This is a genomic window from Bacillus sp. MM09(2025) (assembly GCF_050496725.1).
Lineage (GTDB): Bacteria > Bacillota > Bacilli > Bacillales > Bacillaceae > Bacillus > Bacillus pumilus.
The window spans coordinates 713,397-728,764 of record NZ_JBNWEN010000004.1; the positions used below are offsets into that span (position 1 = coordinate 713,397).

A 15,368-nucleotide genomic window follows, 5' to 3' on the forward strand; every position below is an offset into this window, starting at 1 on the left:
TGATTACTTCACCCACTCATTCTACTATAATTGTTTTTTAAAAAACAGCCGCTTCATCTATATATAGTGTAAAATCAAAAGGTGCACACCATATAAGGAGCTGTATAAAGAGAATGCAAACAAATGAGATGGAGAAATGGATCAAGGATTTTTACAAAAAGAGAAATTGGACAGAATACGGACCGTTTATCCGATTAGGGTTCCTGATGGAAGAAACAGGCGAACTCGCTCGCGCTGTTAGAGCCATCGAAATCGGACGTGACCGGCCTGACGAGCAAAAACAAAACTCAGCTGAGTTGAAGAAAGAACTCGTTGAAGAAATGGGAGATGTATTAGGAAATCTACTCATTTTAGCGGATCTCTATGATGTCACAGTAGAAGAGATTTTCTCCTCTCATCAACAGAAACTCACAAAGCGTTTTTCAGAACTGAAAAGCACGTGACCACATCGTCACGTGCTTTTTTCCACCTTTATAGATGCTGTGGTGAAATATCATCTGTTCGTTCAAAGAAATGCTGTTTTCCAATATGATGGAAAAGACCTGTCCGACGCAAAAGCTCTTTCGGCTGTGATTGAAGGCCGACAATCACCAGCTTACCATTATGATGCTTTAACCGATTGGAGATATTCATCAGCACCGCTTCTGCTGATGTGTCCATATAATTGACTTTATTCATGAGCAGAATGAGCGTTTTCGGCTTTGTCTGAACATGGTCCAGAATCGAGTTTTCGAGTGAATCTGTTGTTCCGAAAAACAATGGCCCTTCAATGGCGTACATACTGATGCCTTGCTGGTCTGTCTGTTTTTCTAAAGCAGCTGCTGTTTCCATTTGGGGAACCGCAATGTTTGGATGAATGCTCGTTGTCTGGCTCATTTTCTTGATAAAAGCAATAAAGGCTAAAATGAGCCCAGCGGTGACGCCAATAATCAAATCACCGATGACCGTCAGCAGGAAGGTCACAACAAGTACAAGTGAATCCGCATTTTTCACTTTTACAATATTGATAAACTCTTTTTTCTCACTCATATTCCAAGCCACAAACATCAAAATCGGTGCCATCGCAGCAAGTGGAATCATCGACGCATATGGTGCAAACAGCATTAAGATGAGCAAGACGACGACACCATGCACGACACCTGAAATCGGGCTTACTCCGCCATTTTTAATATTTGTTGCCGTACGGGCAATCGCCCCAGTCGCCGGAATTCCTCCGAACAGCGGTGCCGCCATATTGGCAATTCCTTGCCCGACTAGCTCCTTATTGCTGTCATGCTTTGAGCCTTTCATATTGTCTGCGACCATTGCGGATAAAATTGATTCCACGCCGCCTAAAAGCGCAATGACAATCGCTGGAGGGAGGAGGTATATCATTTTTTCAATCGTTACTTCAGGAAAAGCAAAGCTTGGCAGTTGACGAGGAATTTCCCCATAAGCCGAGCCGATCGTTTCAACTTGTCCTTGAAAAAAGAGAACAGCTAGAAACGTTGAAGCCAATAGACCTAATAGAGCACCAGGTATTTTAGGAATGTATTTTTGTGCCGCCAAAATCACAATAAGCCCAATCACAGCTGTAATGATGGCAAGACTGTTTGTGGTACCGAGATGGACCACAATTTCTCTCATATTGAGGAAAAAGCTTTCATGCTTTTCAACACCCTTTAATCCGAGGAAGTTGGCAATCTGCCCTGAAAAAATAATGACAGCAATGCCGGCAGTAAAGCCGATGATAACCGGACGAGGAATAAATTTCATGAGCTTCCCTAGCTTGAATATCCCGAATAATACAAGCATACACCCTGCCATAAAACCGGCAATGAGTAAGTTTTCGATACCGTATTGGCTGACGATACCAAATAAAATCGGAACAAACGCCCCAGTCGGCCCGCCGATCTGATACTTTGAACCACCAAACAATGAAATCAAAATGCCGGCAACGATGACTGTGTATAATCCATATTCTGGTCCGACACCAGATGCAATGGCAAAAGCCATGCCTAAAGGAATTGCCACAACGCCCACGACAAGCCCAGCGATTAAATCACGTCTAAACTTTGATGAATCATATCCTTCAAATCTTCCATAAAAACGCATGGTATGTGTTGGCCTCCTTCAAGTATGTGTAGATGATTTAGGTATACTGCGCGTCAATCTGTTTATCTTTCACAACGACATCCAGTTTTCCCGTTGCTGGATGAATGACAAGTCCATGAACAGACACATCACTTGGCATCAATGGATGCTCTTTGACCAATTTCACACTTTGAGACACGCTCTCTTCAACCGAATCAAAGCCTGTCAGCCATCCCTTTAAATCAACTCCTGAGTTTTTCACGATGCTCAAACATTTCTCTTCAATGCCGCGTGCTTTCGCCTTTTCAAGTAAAGGCTCTGCCGCAAGACCTGCCATTCCGCATTCATGATGTCCTACAATGCATACCTCTTCTGCCTTTAGCTCATAGATAGCTAATAGAATACTCCTCATCACACTGCCAAAAGGATGTGTGACGATCGCGCCCGCATTTTTAATGATCTTTGCATCACCATTGCGCAGCCCCATGGATTGCGGCAATAATTCCAAAAGACGTGTATCCATACAAGTTAATATAACGAGTTTCTTTTCAGGAAATTTCCCCGCTTTGTAAGGCTCATAATGTCTCTCATGTACGAACTCTGAATTGTGCTGAAGAATCTGTTCTAATTTTGATCGCATCTTGCCATCTCCCATCTTTTTATAAATCATGTAAGCTACTGCCCGTCCTCCTTTTCTTTCGTGTGTTCTCAAGCATAAAGATGAAAAATGATAGAAAAAAAAGAAAAAAATGAGAAAACGATGAGAAGAAATGGTATCATTTTCTCTCATTTACGCTTCATCGCAAGGGGGACGCGGTCCTCCTTTCAATCTATCGTTCTCTGCTCGGCAAAAGACGATGAAATGGTTTAGTAGAAAGTGACCTTCCCGTTTAATATGTTTCAAATATAATCATTTTTCTATCAAAAAATCTCGATCTTTTTTCCAGTTTGTCAGATATCTCTCAGAAAAACCGGCTTTTTCATATGTCACATCTCCCATTAGCTGATTTCCATCTAAGTAAAAAATGCATCAGATGGCATATGAATAACCTTTTTCACTAAGAAAATGTCTCTCTTTTCCGTTATTTTAGTATATTAAATATTGAGCAGATAACCTTCAGACGTGTTTAGCCTAAATAGTTGCTTTATAATAAAAGGAGCAAGATGATCATGTGAGAGGAGCGAGTTGACAGTGAAACCACACATTTTTGTCGCCAAACCATTACCTGCCTCATTTGAGGAAATACTAAAGGAACATTGTACATACGAGGTGTGGCAATCAAAAGACCCCATTCCAAAAGATATTTTATTTCAAAAACTGCAGCATGCTGATGGTCTTTTAACGTCTGGGACGAAAATCGATCAAGAGCTATTAGATCATGCACCAAAACTCAAAGTAGTGAGCAACAACTCCGTTGGCTATGACAACTTCGATATAGAAGTGATGAGGCAAAGAGGCGTAATTGGAACACACACGCCTCATACACTCGACCATACTGTGGCTGACCTTGCATTTTCACTCATTCTTTCCTCTGCGCGAAGAATTGCCGAGCTTGATCGTTTTATCCGTGAGGGGAAATGGACGAAATTTGTACAGGAAGAGGATATCTTTGGCATCGATGTCCATCATCAAACGCTTGGCATTATTGGCATGGGACGAATCGGAGAGCAAGTCGCCAAACGAGCTTCACATGGTTTTGATATGAATGTCCTGTACCATAACCGCAGCCGGAATGAAAAGGCTGAATCGTCATATGGCGCTTTATATTGCACACTTGATGACCTGCTAAAGCAAGCTGATATCATTGTGTTGATTACACCGCTGACCGATGAAACGTATCATATGATTGGTGAACGAGAATTGAAGTTAATGAAGCAATCGGCTTTATTCGTAAACATCTCCCGCGGGAAAACAGTGGACGAAAAAAGCCTCATTCAAGCGCTTCAAGAGGGATGGATCAAAGGCGCAGGTCTTGATGTCTTTGAACAGGAACCGCTTCAGGAGAATCATCCTTTCAAAGAAATGAACAATGTCACCCTTGTTCCTCACATCGGTTCCGCTACTGAAACAACGCGGGATCTTATGCTGAAACGAGCCATTCATAATGTGATTCATGGAATTGATGGCAAAGCCCCTGTAGATATTGTAAAAGAGCTTGCTTCATCTTAATCGGAAAAGACGCAGAATTCAGAGCTGCGTCTTTTTATTTATTTCATCAGAAGGGTATCAGGAGAAAAGCCTCATTTTAGCAAAGATCCTGTTTCTTTACATTTCCTTCATGTTCGGGTGCTATAATATGAGGTAGACAAGCATCAAGAGGACAGCTTCCGATTTCCTTAATAGGAGGATGAAGATGAAAAAAATCAGTTCGGTTTTTACTATGTTTGCTCTGATCGCTGCTATTCTGTTTTCTGGTTTTATTCCGCAGCAAGCCTATGCTGAAACACCACTTACACCGACCGCCACAAATGAAACAGCTTCTATTCAACTGACATCAGATGTTCATACCCTTGCCGTCATTAATACGTTTGATGGTGTAGCAGATTATTTGATTCGCTACAAACGACTTCCCGATAACTACATCACAAAATCACAAGCAAGTGCGCTTGGATGGGTGGCATCAAAGGGAAATCTAGCAGAGGTTGCCCCAGGCAAAAGCATCGGTGGAGATATATTTTCTAACCGGGAGGGACGTCTTCCTTCAGCAAGCGGCAGAACATGGCGCGAGGCCGATATCAACTACGTCTCAGGCTTCCGCAATGCTGACCGCCTCGTGTATTCAAGCGACTGGCTCATTTATAAAACAACAGACCATTACGCGACATTCACGCGTATTCGTTGATCATTGAAAAAAGACAGCCTAATACGATGAGCTGTCTTTTTTATGATATTTGCTTGCAGACTGGACTGAGAGTTCGTTTCAAAACAAATTGATCATGATCAACGAGATATATCGCTATAACCTTCGTATTCGTGTTATTTTCAACATGAAATAAACAGAATATTAAGTTAATTATTCTTTTAAATCAATTAGTTTAATATTTTATATCATTTATTTTGTTCACCTTTAGTTGTTCATCTTCAATCATATTTTCACTACGTGCAATACAGAGTGTACTTACTACGTCACCTGTAACGTTAAGTGAGGTGTGCCCCATATCGATGATTCTATATATCCCAGCAATCATTCCAACTATCTCCATAGGGAGTCCCAATGTAGTTAACAGCATAATCGTCATAACAATACCGCCTCCAGGAATGCCGGGCGATCCAACTGATATTAAAGTTGTCATTAATATGACTAGTAATTGCTGGCTAATTGGCATTTCAATTCCATATATTTGGGATACAAATATGATGGCAGCAGAGTAATAAACAACGGCACCATTCATATTCATCGTTGCTCCAATAGGAAGAGTAAATTGTGCTAGTTCCTCTTTCACCTTAAAATCTTCTTTCGTCACAGAAATAGTAACAGGTAAAGTTCCAGAACTGCTTGTCGTACTCGCAGTGACCACCCAAATTTTACCGATCGATTTAAAGAACTTAGATAATGGAATTTTCGCTATGAATTTTAACATAAACAAGTACATAAAAATGATGACAGAAATCAAACCTATATAATCAACTAAAATAAATTTGCCCAAAGGTCCAAATATTTTCAAACCATATTCCCCAATAGTACAAGCCATTAATGCAGCCACACCTATTGGTGAAAACGACATGATGATTCCTGTCATTTTATACATTACTTGTGTACCCTCTTCAAAAAAATGTCTAAGGGTTACTGATTTGCTTCCTATTAAAACGATGGATATCCCCAAAAAAATAGAAAAGATGATAATTTGCATGAGATTTCCTTCTGCTAAAGCCTGAACAGGATTTGATGGAAATAGACCTAATATCGTCTCTCCAAAAGTAGGAATATTTGCAGCTTTATATTCAGATGATGTCTTGATACTATCAATATCTATTCCATTCCCTGGTTTGAATAAATGCGCAACCAAAAGACCTATTCCACCTGCTATTAAAGTCGTTCCGATATAATAAATCAAAGTCTTTGTTCCAATTTTCTTTAATTTTTGAACATCACCAATACTAAAAATTCCAGAGGTGATGGAGAAAAAAATGAGTGGAACAACTATCATTTTAATGAGAGTTAAGAATATATCCCCAATAGGTTTAATGATTAATATTTTTTCTTTAAAGATTAAACCTAACACTATTCCGATGACAAACCCAATAAATACTTTTGTACCGAGACCTAATTTCTTCATTAGTAGTTCCCCCTATTTAATGAGTTTGCTTATTCTCTTAGTGTTAGATAACTCTTTTGTTATACATAAAAATTGATCAATATCCTCTTCTGTATGACAATGGAACGGCGAAACCCTTATCGCACCCGTTAGTCCAATGGCTTCGAGTATACGTTTTGAGTAGACACTAGTATTCACTCTTTCATAAACGGTAATTCCTCTATCTTGATATTCCTTTCTCAGTTGTTCATCATCTCTCCCCTCAATTCCCATCGCAACAATGAGATCTCTTTTCGTTAAATCAGGATAATCCGCAAAAACTTTTACGTTCTCCATATATCTCAATCCCTCGATCTTTTCACTACCTTCAAGAAGTCTATGGAGTAGTGCTCTTTCGTGAAGAACTATTTTTTCCATACCCTTTAGATACCTATCTCTTCTAGACATTTCTTCAATACAGTCGTATGAACCCAGCCAGCATACATAGTCGACAACAGCTGAAATGGACGCAAAGAGCGAAGGTGTTGGTGAACCAAGTTCCCATTCACTATCATCTTTTGCTATTAATTTTTGATGTGGAAGTTTCGATAATCTTTCTGAAACATAGGCTAATCCAATACCTCTTGACGCCATAAACTTATATGGTGCAAAGTTTGCTCCGTCTATACCAAGCTTTTCTACATTAAGAGTTCCATGCGGCATATGCTGAACGACATCAACAATAATATATAAATCTGGTTTTTTCTTTCTAGCAGCTTTTATAATTCCTTCAAGATCCATGATATTTCCTGAAATATTACTGGAAGCAATGACACTTAACAAAATCGTATTCTCGTCAATTTTAGCAGCGATCGCTTCAGGATCAACAAATCCTGTCTTGACATTTGCTTTAGCAATTCTAAATTCTTTATTGTTCTTTTGACAGTAAAATTCTAATGAATCATAAGCAGAAGGATGTTCAATATTAGTCGTGACTGCATTCGTTCCTTCAACATTTTCAATAATAGTTGATACCATTTTAAACATTGCTTGAGATGCTGTTAAATCCGTTATCAAAGAACCGGACTCAGCCCCGAACATGACACTCAACACATCATTCTTACATTTGTCCATAATGTCATTCAGATCTGTTGCTCTTTGATGGTACCTTTCTGGACAATCCGGTAACAAATCAATCTTTTCTTTCACCATAATAGCTTCCTTTAGTCTTAAAGAGCCTCCTGAATTATCAAAAAAAAGTCTTTCCCCATAGTCAGGGTCGAAAGATAGAAACGAGAATTTTTCACGCAATTCCTTTAACAGATGCTGATCCATTAATTTCCCTATTTTATTATCTTTCAACATATTTCCTCCTCTACAAAACAAAAATGTTTTTAATCATTCTCAAATAATGAAACTTGAATAATTTTCTTCAATACTATTATTATTAAAGGTTCTTTTTTCGTCAGTTTTTTTGTAAAAAAACATGACAGATTTTTTAAAATATATACCCCTTCCAAAATTCTGATTTAATACACTTCATAGAAATTAGCATTAATAGTCAACCATATAAGCAAGCGTTTACATTTATTCATTTTTTTTAAAAAAAGAAGAATTTATTTCATTTTGATTTTATCATATACAATTTGTTTTTAACAATTTTTTTCGAAATATCAGAAAATTATTTTAGATTTCCTGTTCCATTATAGATCTTTGCATCTAAGATGTTTTTCTAAAATTGATCAACAGTAATTTAAAGTAAACAAATAATAACCCACCAATTAGAAAATTGGTGGGTTAATGGAAGTCACATTCTATGTAAATTTACTATTTCTTTGAGTGATGCATGATTGTAATACAGCCTTTACTTCCCCCTTCTTTCAGACCCCAAAGAATTCATAATACCAATTGCACCCCTGTAAAAAGGTTAGATAATCTTAACTAACAGACATTTAAACATCATATTTATTTCAAATATTCTTTTCATTAATACATACCGAAAAGGCTAATATGTTTATTAATTCTTTCTAATTTTTCCTCACTATGAGTGACTGTCGCTCGACTTACATGTGTACATATTAACTCAGCTAAAAATAATACAGGTGTGTAAGAATTGAAGAATGCATTACTATCCACTGAGACTAAAAGTAGGACATCAGCAAAATGTGCTATAGGTGCTGTGGCTTTATCAGTAATAATAACAACTTTTGCATTAATTTCTTTTGCCATTTTGGCTGCTGCAAAGTCCAGTTCAGAGTATCTTGGGAATGAAAAAATAAGGACACAATCATCCTTACTACATGAAGCTAAGGAATCAAAAGGGGTAAATGAATGATTACTATTAACTACTACATTATCAATAATCTGATTGAGGAAAACTCCCATTATTTCTGTCAAACCAGTTCTAGCTCTACTGCCTAAAATATAAACTCTTCTAGCGCCAACGATATAATTGATTGCTTTGTTGAACTCTTCAGATGAATTTTTCTCTGAAATAGAATATATATTTTTTTCAAGAATTTTCAAATTGTTATTCAGTAAATCTGACTGTATCACTTTATCATAACTTAATTTTAATCTTTCAGAAGGGATGGTCACATCATCAGAAATTGCTAAGCTTTTGTCATAGTACTGCTCTCTAAGATATTTTTGAAAATCACTATATCCTGAAAAGCCTAACTTTTTCGGAAATCGAATAATCGTAGCATTACTCACTTTTAATCTATGAGCTAATTCTGTTGAAGTCACAAGACATGCTTCTCTTATATTATTTAAAATGTATTCTGCTATTTCTTCTTCCTTTTTTGTTAGTTTAGTGTTACTTATCATTGTTTTCAACGACTTTTGCGATAAATCCATTTGACATCCCTCCATGTTCCCTTATATTGATTCATTATATTAGGGGAATAGAATGATTAAAAGCACTAAGTATTTTTATAAGAAGTTCTCAATTTCATGATAAAGCACGATACTAAATCTCAATTGAGATGATAGATGGGATTTTAATGTAATGCACATTTTTACAGCAATTATAAGCGGTGAGTCATACGCATAAAAAAGGGGGGTGAATAGCCGGCCGAGGATGAAACTTTCGTGAGTACGACAGCGGGGAGACAGCCCGATCAAACGGACTGTCTCTATACTATCATGATTTAGGCGCAAGATGTGTTTGTACGTATGCTTCAAAAGGTTGCAGAAGCGGTTTTTTCGATACTTCTTCCTGTTCATGTATCGTAACATGATCCTCTGTCACGACAACACGGCCTGTTGGTGTTAGTTTGGATGCAAGCGGCCTTTTGTTAAAAGGAGAGGCTTCATTTTCATAAATCTGCTTTCTCATTTGGACCAATGTAGGCTCACTCACCTCTTCTAATGTGAATGCATAGCCTGTTTCAGCGCCTTCTCCTCTATCTAATTGGAGAAGATGCGTACCTTTTTCGGTTTTCTCTTCTTTGACTCGAAACCGAATAGATGCTCCTTCCACCCATTCCTCAGTAAAGGGTACAGGCTGAAGAGGTAAATTCACACCAAAACCTGCATCAATCAGATACCGGTCGCTGTGATGATTCAATGTCATGGCTACGTGCGTACCATCAATTGCCCATGTGCCAGCTTCCTTGTTATACACGGTCCCTTGAACGAGCTGTACAGCGAGTCCTGCCTCTTTTAACACATAATATAAAAGAGGATTGAGATCGTAACAAAGACCTCCTCTGCTGCCTTCAAGAAGATGCTGCTTCAACCCTTCTTGATTCAAGGCATAGGATTGTTTGTTCAGCACAGATCTATTTTCAAATGGAAAGGTGTAGGCCATCTTTTTTAATAATGCAGGCAGGTCATCAAAGGTGATGGACTGTCCTTCATATCCGATCTTCTGTAAAAATGCTGATTGCATCATGTTCATTCCCTTCTAAAAAAACTGAGTCTGTGAAGAGACTCAGTTTTCTTGATTGATAAAATCCGTTAACGCATCAATAGCTTCTTGTTCATCCGCACCATCTGCTATCAGTTTGACAGTGACCCCAGAGCTGATCGCAAGGCTCATGAGACCCATAATGCTCTTCGCATTGACTCTTTTTCCGTCCTTCTCTAGAAAAATTTCAGCCCCAAAGCGATTCGCTTCCTGTACGAACAAAGCAGCGGGACGTGCCTGCAAGCCTGTTTTCAACTGGATGGTGACCGTTTTTTCCACCATATGATTTGCCTCCCTTTTTCATTCTCCTATTTGAGTGTAACAGCTTGTCCGTTTCGTAATTGTTCTGCAATTTGATCTAGCTTTCTTAAGCGGTGATTAATGCCTGATTTGCTGATCTTGCCGCTTTCCACCATTTCTCCCAGTTCCTTTAGCGTGACCTCTTGATAGTCGACTCTCAGTTTTGCAATTTCACGCAGCTTATCTGGCAGGGCATCAAGTCCAATTTTTTCATCAATGAATTGAATGTTCTCGACCTGGCGCAGCGATGCACCAATCGTTTTATTCAAGTTGGCTGTTTCACAATTGACGAGCCGGTTCACGGAATTCCGCATATCACGGACGATCCGAACGTCTTCGAAGCGAAGAAGTGAATTATGTGCACCTACAACACTTAAGAATTCGGTAATTTTTTCGGCTTCTTTCATATATGTGATGTAGCCTTTTTTACGCTCAAGTGTTTTACTGTTGAGATGAAATTGGTTCATCAGCTCACAAAGGGCATCATTGTGTTCTTTATATAGTGAAAAAATCTCAAGGTGATAGGAAGACGTTTCTGGATTATTTACAGAACCACCTGCTAAAAAAGCACCTCTCATATAGGAGCGCTTACAGCATCTTTTCTTTACAAGCTCTTCTGAAATATTGCGCTCAAATACAAATTGCTCACCTAATATTTTCAAATCCTCTAAAATGGTTTTCGCTCGTTCTACCAGTCTGACAATATACACATTATTCTTTTTTAATCTCATTTTCTTACGAACGAGCAGCTCGACTGTGACATCATATTTCTTTTTCAGCAGCGTATAAATCCGTCTTGCGATGGCTGCGTTCTCTGTCTGTATATCTAGAATCAATTTTCGATTAGAGAAAGATAATGAACCGTTCATACGGATGAGGGCAGAAAGCTCTGCTTTTGTGCAGCAGTCCTTCACGTCCAGATTAGTCAGCTCTTTTTTTGTTTCGGATGCAAATGACATCCTTGCCACCCCCATTCCTATTTTTTCTTAAGCAGCAGGTCGACAAGCAGCGCAGCTACTTTCAGCGTGTCGTGACGAATCACATGCTGGTCGTATGTAATGATTTCTCCAGGAATGACTTCCAGTCCCATTGCCTTGAGTACATCTGTGTCGAACTGTACAGGCTGTGCCTGTTCTTCTGCATATTTTGCTTTGATCTCTTCTGGAATTTCTTTATTATTCACAAAAATGGTATCAATAAATGGACGAACCATATGATCGTTTAATGCCTGCACATGATCAGCTGCACTGTAGGAAAGCGTTTCCCCTGGCTGCGTCATGACATTGCAAATATACACTTTTTTCGCCTTAGAACGAATCACTTCTTCGCCAATATGCGGTACAAGCAAGTTTGGCAAAATACTTGTATACAAGCTGCCAGGTCCAAGGACGATCAAGTCGGCTTCACGAATGACTTGAATCGATTCTGGGAGCGGCTCAATCGTATCGGGTGTGAGGAACACTCGTTTAATTCGCTCACCATAGGTTGGGATTTTTGATTCTCCTGTTACCACTTGCCCATTTTCTAATTCAGCATGAAGAACAACACTTGAATTCGCTGCTGGCAAGACTTTTCCTCTCACATTTAAGACCTTGCTCATTTCTGTGACGGCATGAAAAAAATCACCGGTTATATTTGTCATGGCCGCAAGAATGAGGTTGCCAAGAGAGTGGCCTGTTAAGTCATTCCCTTTGTTAAAACGGTGCTGAAATAAGTCTTCTACAAGCGGTTCAACATCAGAGAGAGCTGCAAGGACATTCCGAATATCGCCTGGAGGCGGAATATTCAAATCATGCCGCAGTCTGCCTGAGCTTCCTCCGTCATCAGCAACCGTTACAATAGCGGTAATATCCACTGGCTTTGTTTTTAGCCCTCTGAGCAAAACAGATAAGCCAGTGCCCCCGCCAAGAATGACCACCTTTGGAAGTGTCGTCATCTATTTTCTGCTTCTCTTTTCAATGTCCCGGTGAGTGACATGAGTATAGTAGTCATTTTTAAAATACTCCGATAAGTAGTTCGCTAGCGTCACTGATCGGTGCTGTCCGCCTGTACAGCCAATAGCGATCACAAGCTGACTTTTCCCTTCTCGTTTATAGGCCGGAAGCATAAAGCTGAGAAGGTCAATTAATTTCTCTGTGAATTTTTGTGTCTCGCTCCATTTCATTACATAGGAGCGCACTTCTTCATCGTTTCCAGTCTGTGGACGCATGCTCTCAATATAGTAAGGATTCGGCAGAAATCTCACATCAAATACAAGATCAGCATCAATCGGCAGACCGTATTTAAAACCGAAGGACATCACATTCACTGTAAACACCTGCCCTTGGCTCGTGGCAAAGTGTGCGACAATTTTTTCTCGAAGCTGTTTGGGTTTTAAATCCGATGTATCAAAAATCATTTGAGCCCGACCTTTTAACTCTTCTAACAGATCGCGTTCCATCTCGATTCCTTCGAGCGGCAAACCTGTAGTCGCAAGAGGATGCGAACGTCTCGTTTCTTTGTATCTTGAGACAAGCACCTTATCGTTTGCATCTAGAAATAATATTCTTGGTGTGATCCAGCCAAGATCACTCATTTCATCTAAGGCTGCAATTAAGCTGTCAAAGAATTCTCGTCCGCGCAAATCCATCACAAGGGCAACCTTGCTCATCTTAGAATTCGATTCCTTCATGAGTTCTAGAAACTTTGGTAAAAGTGATGGCGGCAAGTTATCTACACAGAAGTAACCTAAATCTTCAAAGCTTTGAATGGCAACGGTTTTCCCCGCACCTGACATTCCTGTAATAATCACAAGCTGAATATCTTCTTGTTTGTGCGTATTCATGCCTGCTTCCTCTCCTTCTTTATAAAAACGGTTCATATATTAGTCTCCTTGAGGATCTAACCGATAAGCAATCAATTCAAAATCAGGTGTATACGTAAAAGTACCGTGCAGAAGTCCTTTTCCCTTTAGCATGAAATCAAGAATATGAGAATCTCCTGGTGCCATCGGTAAATGCGGCACATCCTTTACTTCATGCCACTTTAAAATACCTTCCTCTGACTCTGTCACGTTTTTTCCAGTAAATGAATCTGCCATAAAGGTAAACATCATCCACTCTTGAACGATTTGATCGCCTTCTTTTATGATAAAGGTAAAAACACCTTTTAACTGTGGATTTAAAATATAAATTCCTGTTTCTTCTCTATATTCTCGAACGACTGAATCCTTAACCGATTCTCCGCTTTCCATTTTGCCGCCCGGCGCTACCCACCAGCCCCGTCTTGGCTTTTGCAGCAAGAGAACTTGATCTTCGTGATGCAGCACACAATTGGTTACTCGTTGCATCAGCTGTCACCTACTCTTTTATGTCTTTAACTTATTATACAGGTTCATCCTGACTCCCACAATGAACATGCCCCTTCTTCACCGAAATCAGACCGAATTTCCTCTGAAAGGAGTGGCGGGCAATTTCTATACTCTTTATTTTACAGCATCTAATGGTTCTCCATGCGTCATTTGTGAACATCTCATGAATTTCTGATTTTAAGCAAAAAAAAGGACACGGATTCTCATCCGTGCCAAACATGTATTCCTTATAAAAGGGGGTCAATTACTAGTTTTATCATAACGGAAAATTGTTTCACCCGTGTTACATTCCAGTTAAAAGCCCATGACGCTATATTAAGGATTTACGACAGCCTTTTATTTCGCTGCTTTCAGCTTTTCAGCAAGTTCTTCTACATAATGCTGTGCGCTTTGTGCGGCAATACTTCCGTCACCTGTTGCTGTCACAATTTGGCGGAGTGTTTTTTCACGAATGTCACCAGCGGCGAAAATGCCTTCCACTCTTGTTTCCATTCTTTCGTTTGTCTCGATATATCCTTCTTCATTTGTAATGCCGAGATTTTCGAATGGTTTAGATAGTGGGAGCATCCCGATATAGATAAAGACGCCGTCTGTTTTAAAATCTTCTTCTTCACCAGTCACCGTATCAATCAGGGTCACACTGCCGACTTTACCGTTTTCTTCATTGATTTGTTTAACGGTTTTGTTCCACATGAAGTCGATTTTTTCATTATCAAAAGCACGCGCTTGTAATATGCTTTGGGCACGAAGTTTATCGCGTCTATGAACGATTGTTACTTTTGACGCAAAGCGGGTGAGGTATACGCCCTCTTCTACCGCAGAGTCTCCTCCACCAATGACGACGAGCTCTTTGTTTTTAAAGAAAGCACCATCACATACTGCACAGTAAGAGACACCTCGGCCGCCAAGTTCTTTTTCACCTGGTGCACCAATTTTTTTGTATTCCGCACCTGCTGAAATAATGACAGAGCGTCCTTTGTATTCTTTTGAACCGGCTTTGACAATTTTGTACTCTTCACCGTCAACGATTTCTTTGATATCGCCATATGCATACTCAGCACCGAATTTCTTCGCATGGTCAAACATTTTATTTGAAAGTTCTGGCCCTAAAATGCTTTCAAAGCCAGGATAGTTCTCGACATCTTCTGTATTAGCCATTTGACCGCCTGGAATCCCTCTTTCAATCATCAATGTTGAAAGATTTCCACGTGATGTATAAACAGCGGCTGTCATTCCGGCAGGTCCCGCTCCAATGATGATCGTATCGTAGATTTTTTCTTCTGACACAACTGTCACTCCCTCTTCAATTGCTGCTAGCATTTCTTATTAGAATGCCCTTGGGTGATGCTTCCATTCATGACAGAAAGCATCAATTCCACTCTTACTTTTATTCCTTACCCATATCCTATTAAATCTGCGGATAATAAGCGAATCATTTGCTCATATCTTCAAAAAAAGAAAAAGCTTCCTTAAACTGCTGTTTAAGGAAGCCTGTTT

General features: G+C 39.4%; 15 protein-coding genes. 3 read left to right on the forward strand and 12 right to left on the reverse strand.

Annotation, left to right across the window (positions count from 1 at the left end; all coding sequences use genetic code 11):
• The first annotated feature begins 113 nt into the window (after positions 1 to 113).
• Complete coding sequence (locus ACQYAC_RS10070) at positions 114 to 443, forward strand: MazG nucleotide pyrophosphohydrolase domain-containing protein (protein ID WP_058013624.1); 330 nt, start codon at positions 114 to 116, stop codon at positions 441 to 443.
• A 28-nt stretch (positions 444 to 471) separates the two neighbouring features.
• Here ACQYAC_RS10070 and ACQYAC_RS10075 read toward each other — a convergent pair whose 3' ends face one another.
• Both ACQYAC_RS10075 and ACQYAC_RS10080 read right to left on the reverse strand, forming a co-directional pair.
• Entirely contained in the window at positions 472 to 2,094 is a 1,623-nt protein-coding gene (locus ACQYAC_RS10075; RefSeq protein WP_429943223.1) for a SulP family inorganic anion transporter, read from the reverse strand.
• Positions 2,095 to 2,131: 37 nt separating this feature from the next.
• Positions 2,132 to 2,713, reverse strand: a complete 582-nt coding sequence (locus ACQYAC_RS10080; protein WP_061410273.1) for a beta-class carbonic anhydrase — start codon at positions 2,711 to 2,713, stop codon at positions 2,132 to 2,134.
• Between the two features lie 552 nt (positions 2,714 to 3,265).
• Here ACQYAC_RS10080 and ACQYAC_RS10085 point away from each other — a divergent pair.
• Entirely contained in the window at positions 3,266 to 4,243 is a 978-nt protein-coding gene (locus tag ACQYAC_RS10085) for a 2-hydroxyacid dehydrogenase (RefSeq protein WP_429943224.1), read from the forward strand.
• A gap of 232 nt (positions 4,244 to 4,475) precedes the next feature.
• Complete coding sequence (locus tag ACQYAC_RS10090) at positions 4,476 to 4,916, forward strand: ribonuclease (protein WP_391509982.1); 441 nt, start codon at positions 4,476 to 4,478, stop codon at positions 4,914 to 4,916.
• Between the two features lie 193 nt (positions 4,917 to 5,109).
• On the opposite strand, the gene ACQYAC_RS10095 is transcribed toward ACQYAC_RS10090, so the two are convergent.
• From ACQYAC_RS10095 to trxB, 10 genes are all read right to left on the reverse strand, one after another.
• The gene (locus ACQYAC_RS10095; protein WP_169055751.1) at positions 5,110 to 6,351 is read right to left on the reverse strand and encodes a dicarboxylate/amino acid:cation symporter; all 1,242 of its coding nucleotides are present in this window, start codon (positions 6,349 to 6,351) and stop codon (positions 5,110 to 5,112) included.
• A 12-nt stretch (positions 6,352 to 6,363) separates the two neighbouring features.
• Positions 6,364 to 7,674, reverse strand: coding sequence for an aminotransferase class V-fold PLP-dependent enzyme (locus ACQYAC_RS10100; protein ID WP_429943225.1), 1,311 nt, complete (start codon positions 7,672 to 7,674; stop codon positions 6,364 to 6,366).
• 621 nt (positions 7,675 to 8,295) lie between these two features.
• Positions 8,296 to 9,168: a MurR/RpiR family transcriptional regulator gene (locus ACQYAC_RS10105; protein WP_058013618.1), complete on the reverse strand. Its 873-nt coding sequence runs from the start codon at positions 9,166 to 9,168 to the stop codon at positions 8,296 to 8,298.
• A 286-nt stretch (positions 9,169 to 9,454) separates the two neighbouring features.
• Positions 9,455 to 10,207, reverse strand: coding sequence for an arylamine N-acetyltransferase family protein (locus ACQYAC_RS10110; protein ID WP_429943226.1), 753 nt, complete (start codon positions 10,205 to 10,207; stop codon positions 9,455 to 9,457).
• A 39-nt stretch (positions 10,208 to 10,246) separates the two neighbouring features.
• Positions 10,247 to 10,504: an HPr family phosphocarrier protein gene (locus ACQYAC_RS10115; protein WP_044139392.1), complete on the reverse strand. Its 258-nt coding sequence runs from the start codon at positions 10,502 to 10,504 to the stop codon at positions 10,247 to 10,249.
• A gap of 26 nt (positions 10,505 to 10,530) precedes the next feature.
• Complete coding sequence (gene whiA / locus ACQYAC_RS10120) at positions 10,531 to 11,481, reverse strand: DNA-binding protein WhiA (protein ID WP_003213321.1); 951 nt, start codon at positions 11,479 to 11,481, stop codon at positions 10,531 to 10,533.
• 17 nt (positions 11,482 to 11,498) lie between these two features.
• Positions 11,499 to 12,458, reverse strand: a complete 960-nt coding sequence (locus ACQYAC_RS10125) for a gluconeogenesis factor YvcK family protein (protein WP_429943227.1) — start codon at positions 12,456 to 12,458, stop codon at positions 11,499 to 11,501.
• Positions 12,459 to 13,346, reverse strand: coding sequence for an RNase adapter RapZ (gene rapZ, locus ACQYAC_RS10130; RefSeq protein WP_058013892.1), 888 nt, complete (start codon positions 13,344 to 13,346; stop codon positions 12,459 to 12,461).
• A 39-nt stretch (positions 13,347 to 13,385) separates the two neighbouring features.
• Positions 13,386 to 13,850: an 8-oxo-dGTP diphosphatase gene (locus ACQYAC_RS10135; protein ID WP_003213484.1), complete on the reverse strand. Its 465-nt coding sequence runs from the start codon at positions 13,848 to 13,850 to the stop codon at positions 13,386 to 13,388.
• Positions 13,851 to 14,207: 357 nt separating this feature from the next.
• Positions 14,208 to 15,158 (reverse strand): thioredoxin-disulfide reductase, encoded by a 951-nt coding sequence (gene trxB, locus ACQYAC_RS10140; protein ID WP_088001298.1) that lies wholly within the window; start codon positions 15,156 to 15,158, stop codon positions 14,208 to 14,210.
• Positions 15,159 to 15,368: the final 210 nt, after the last annotated feature.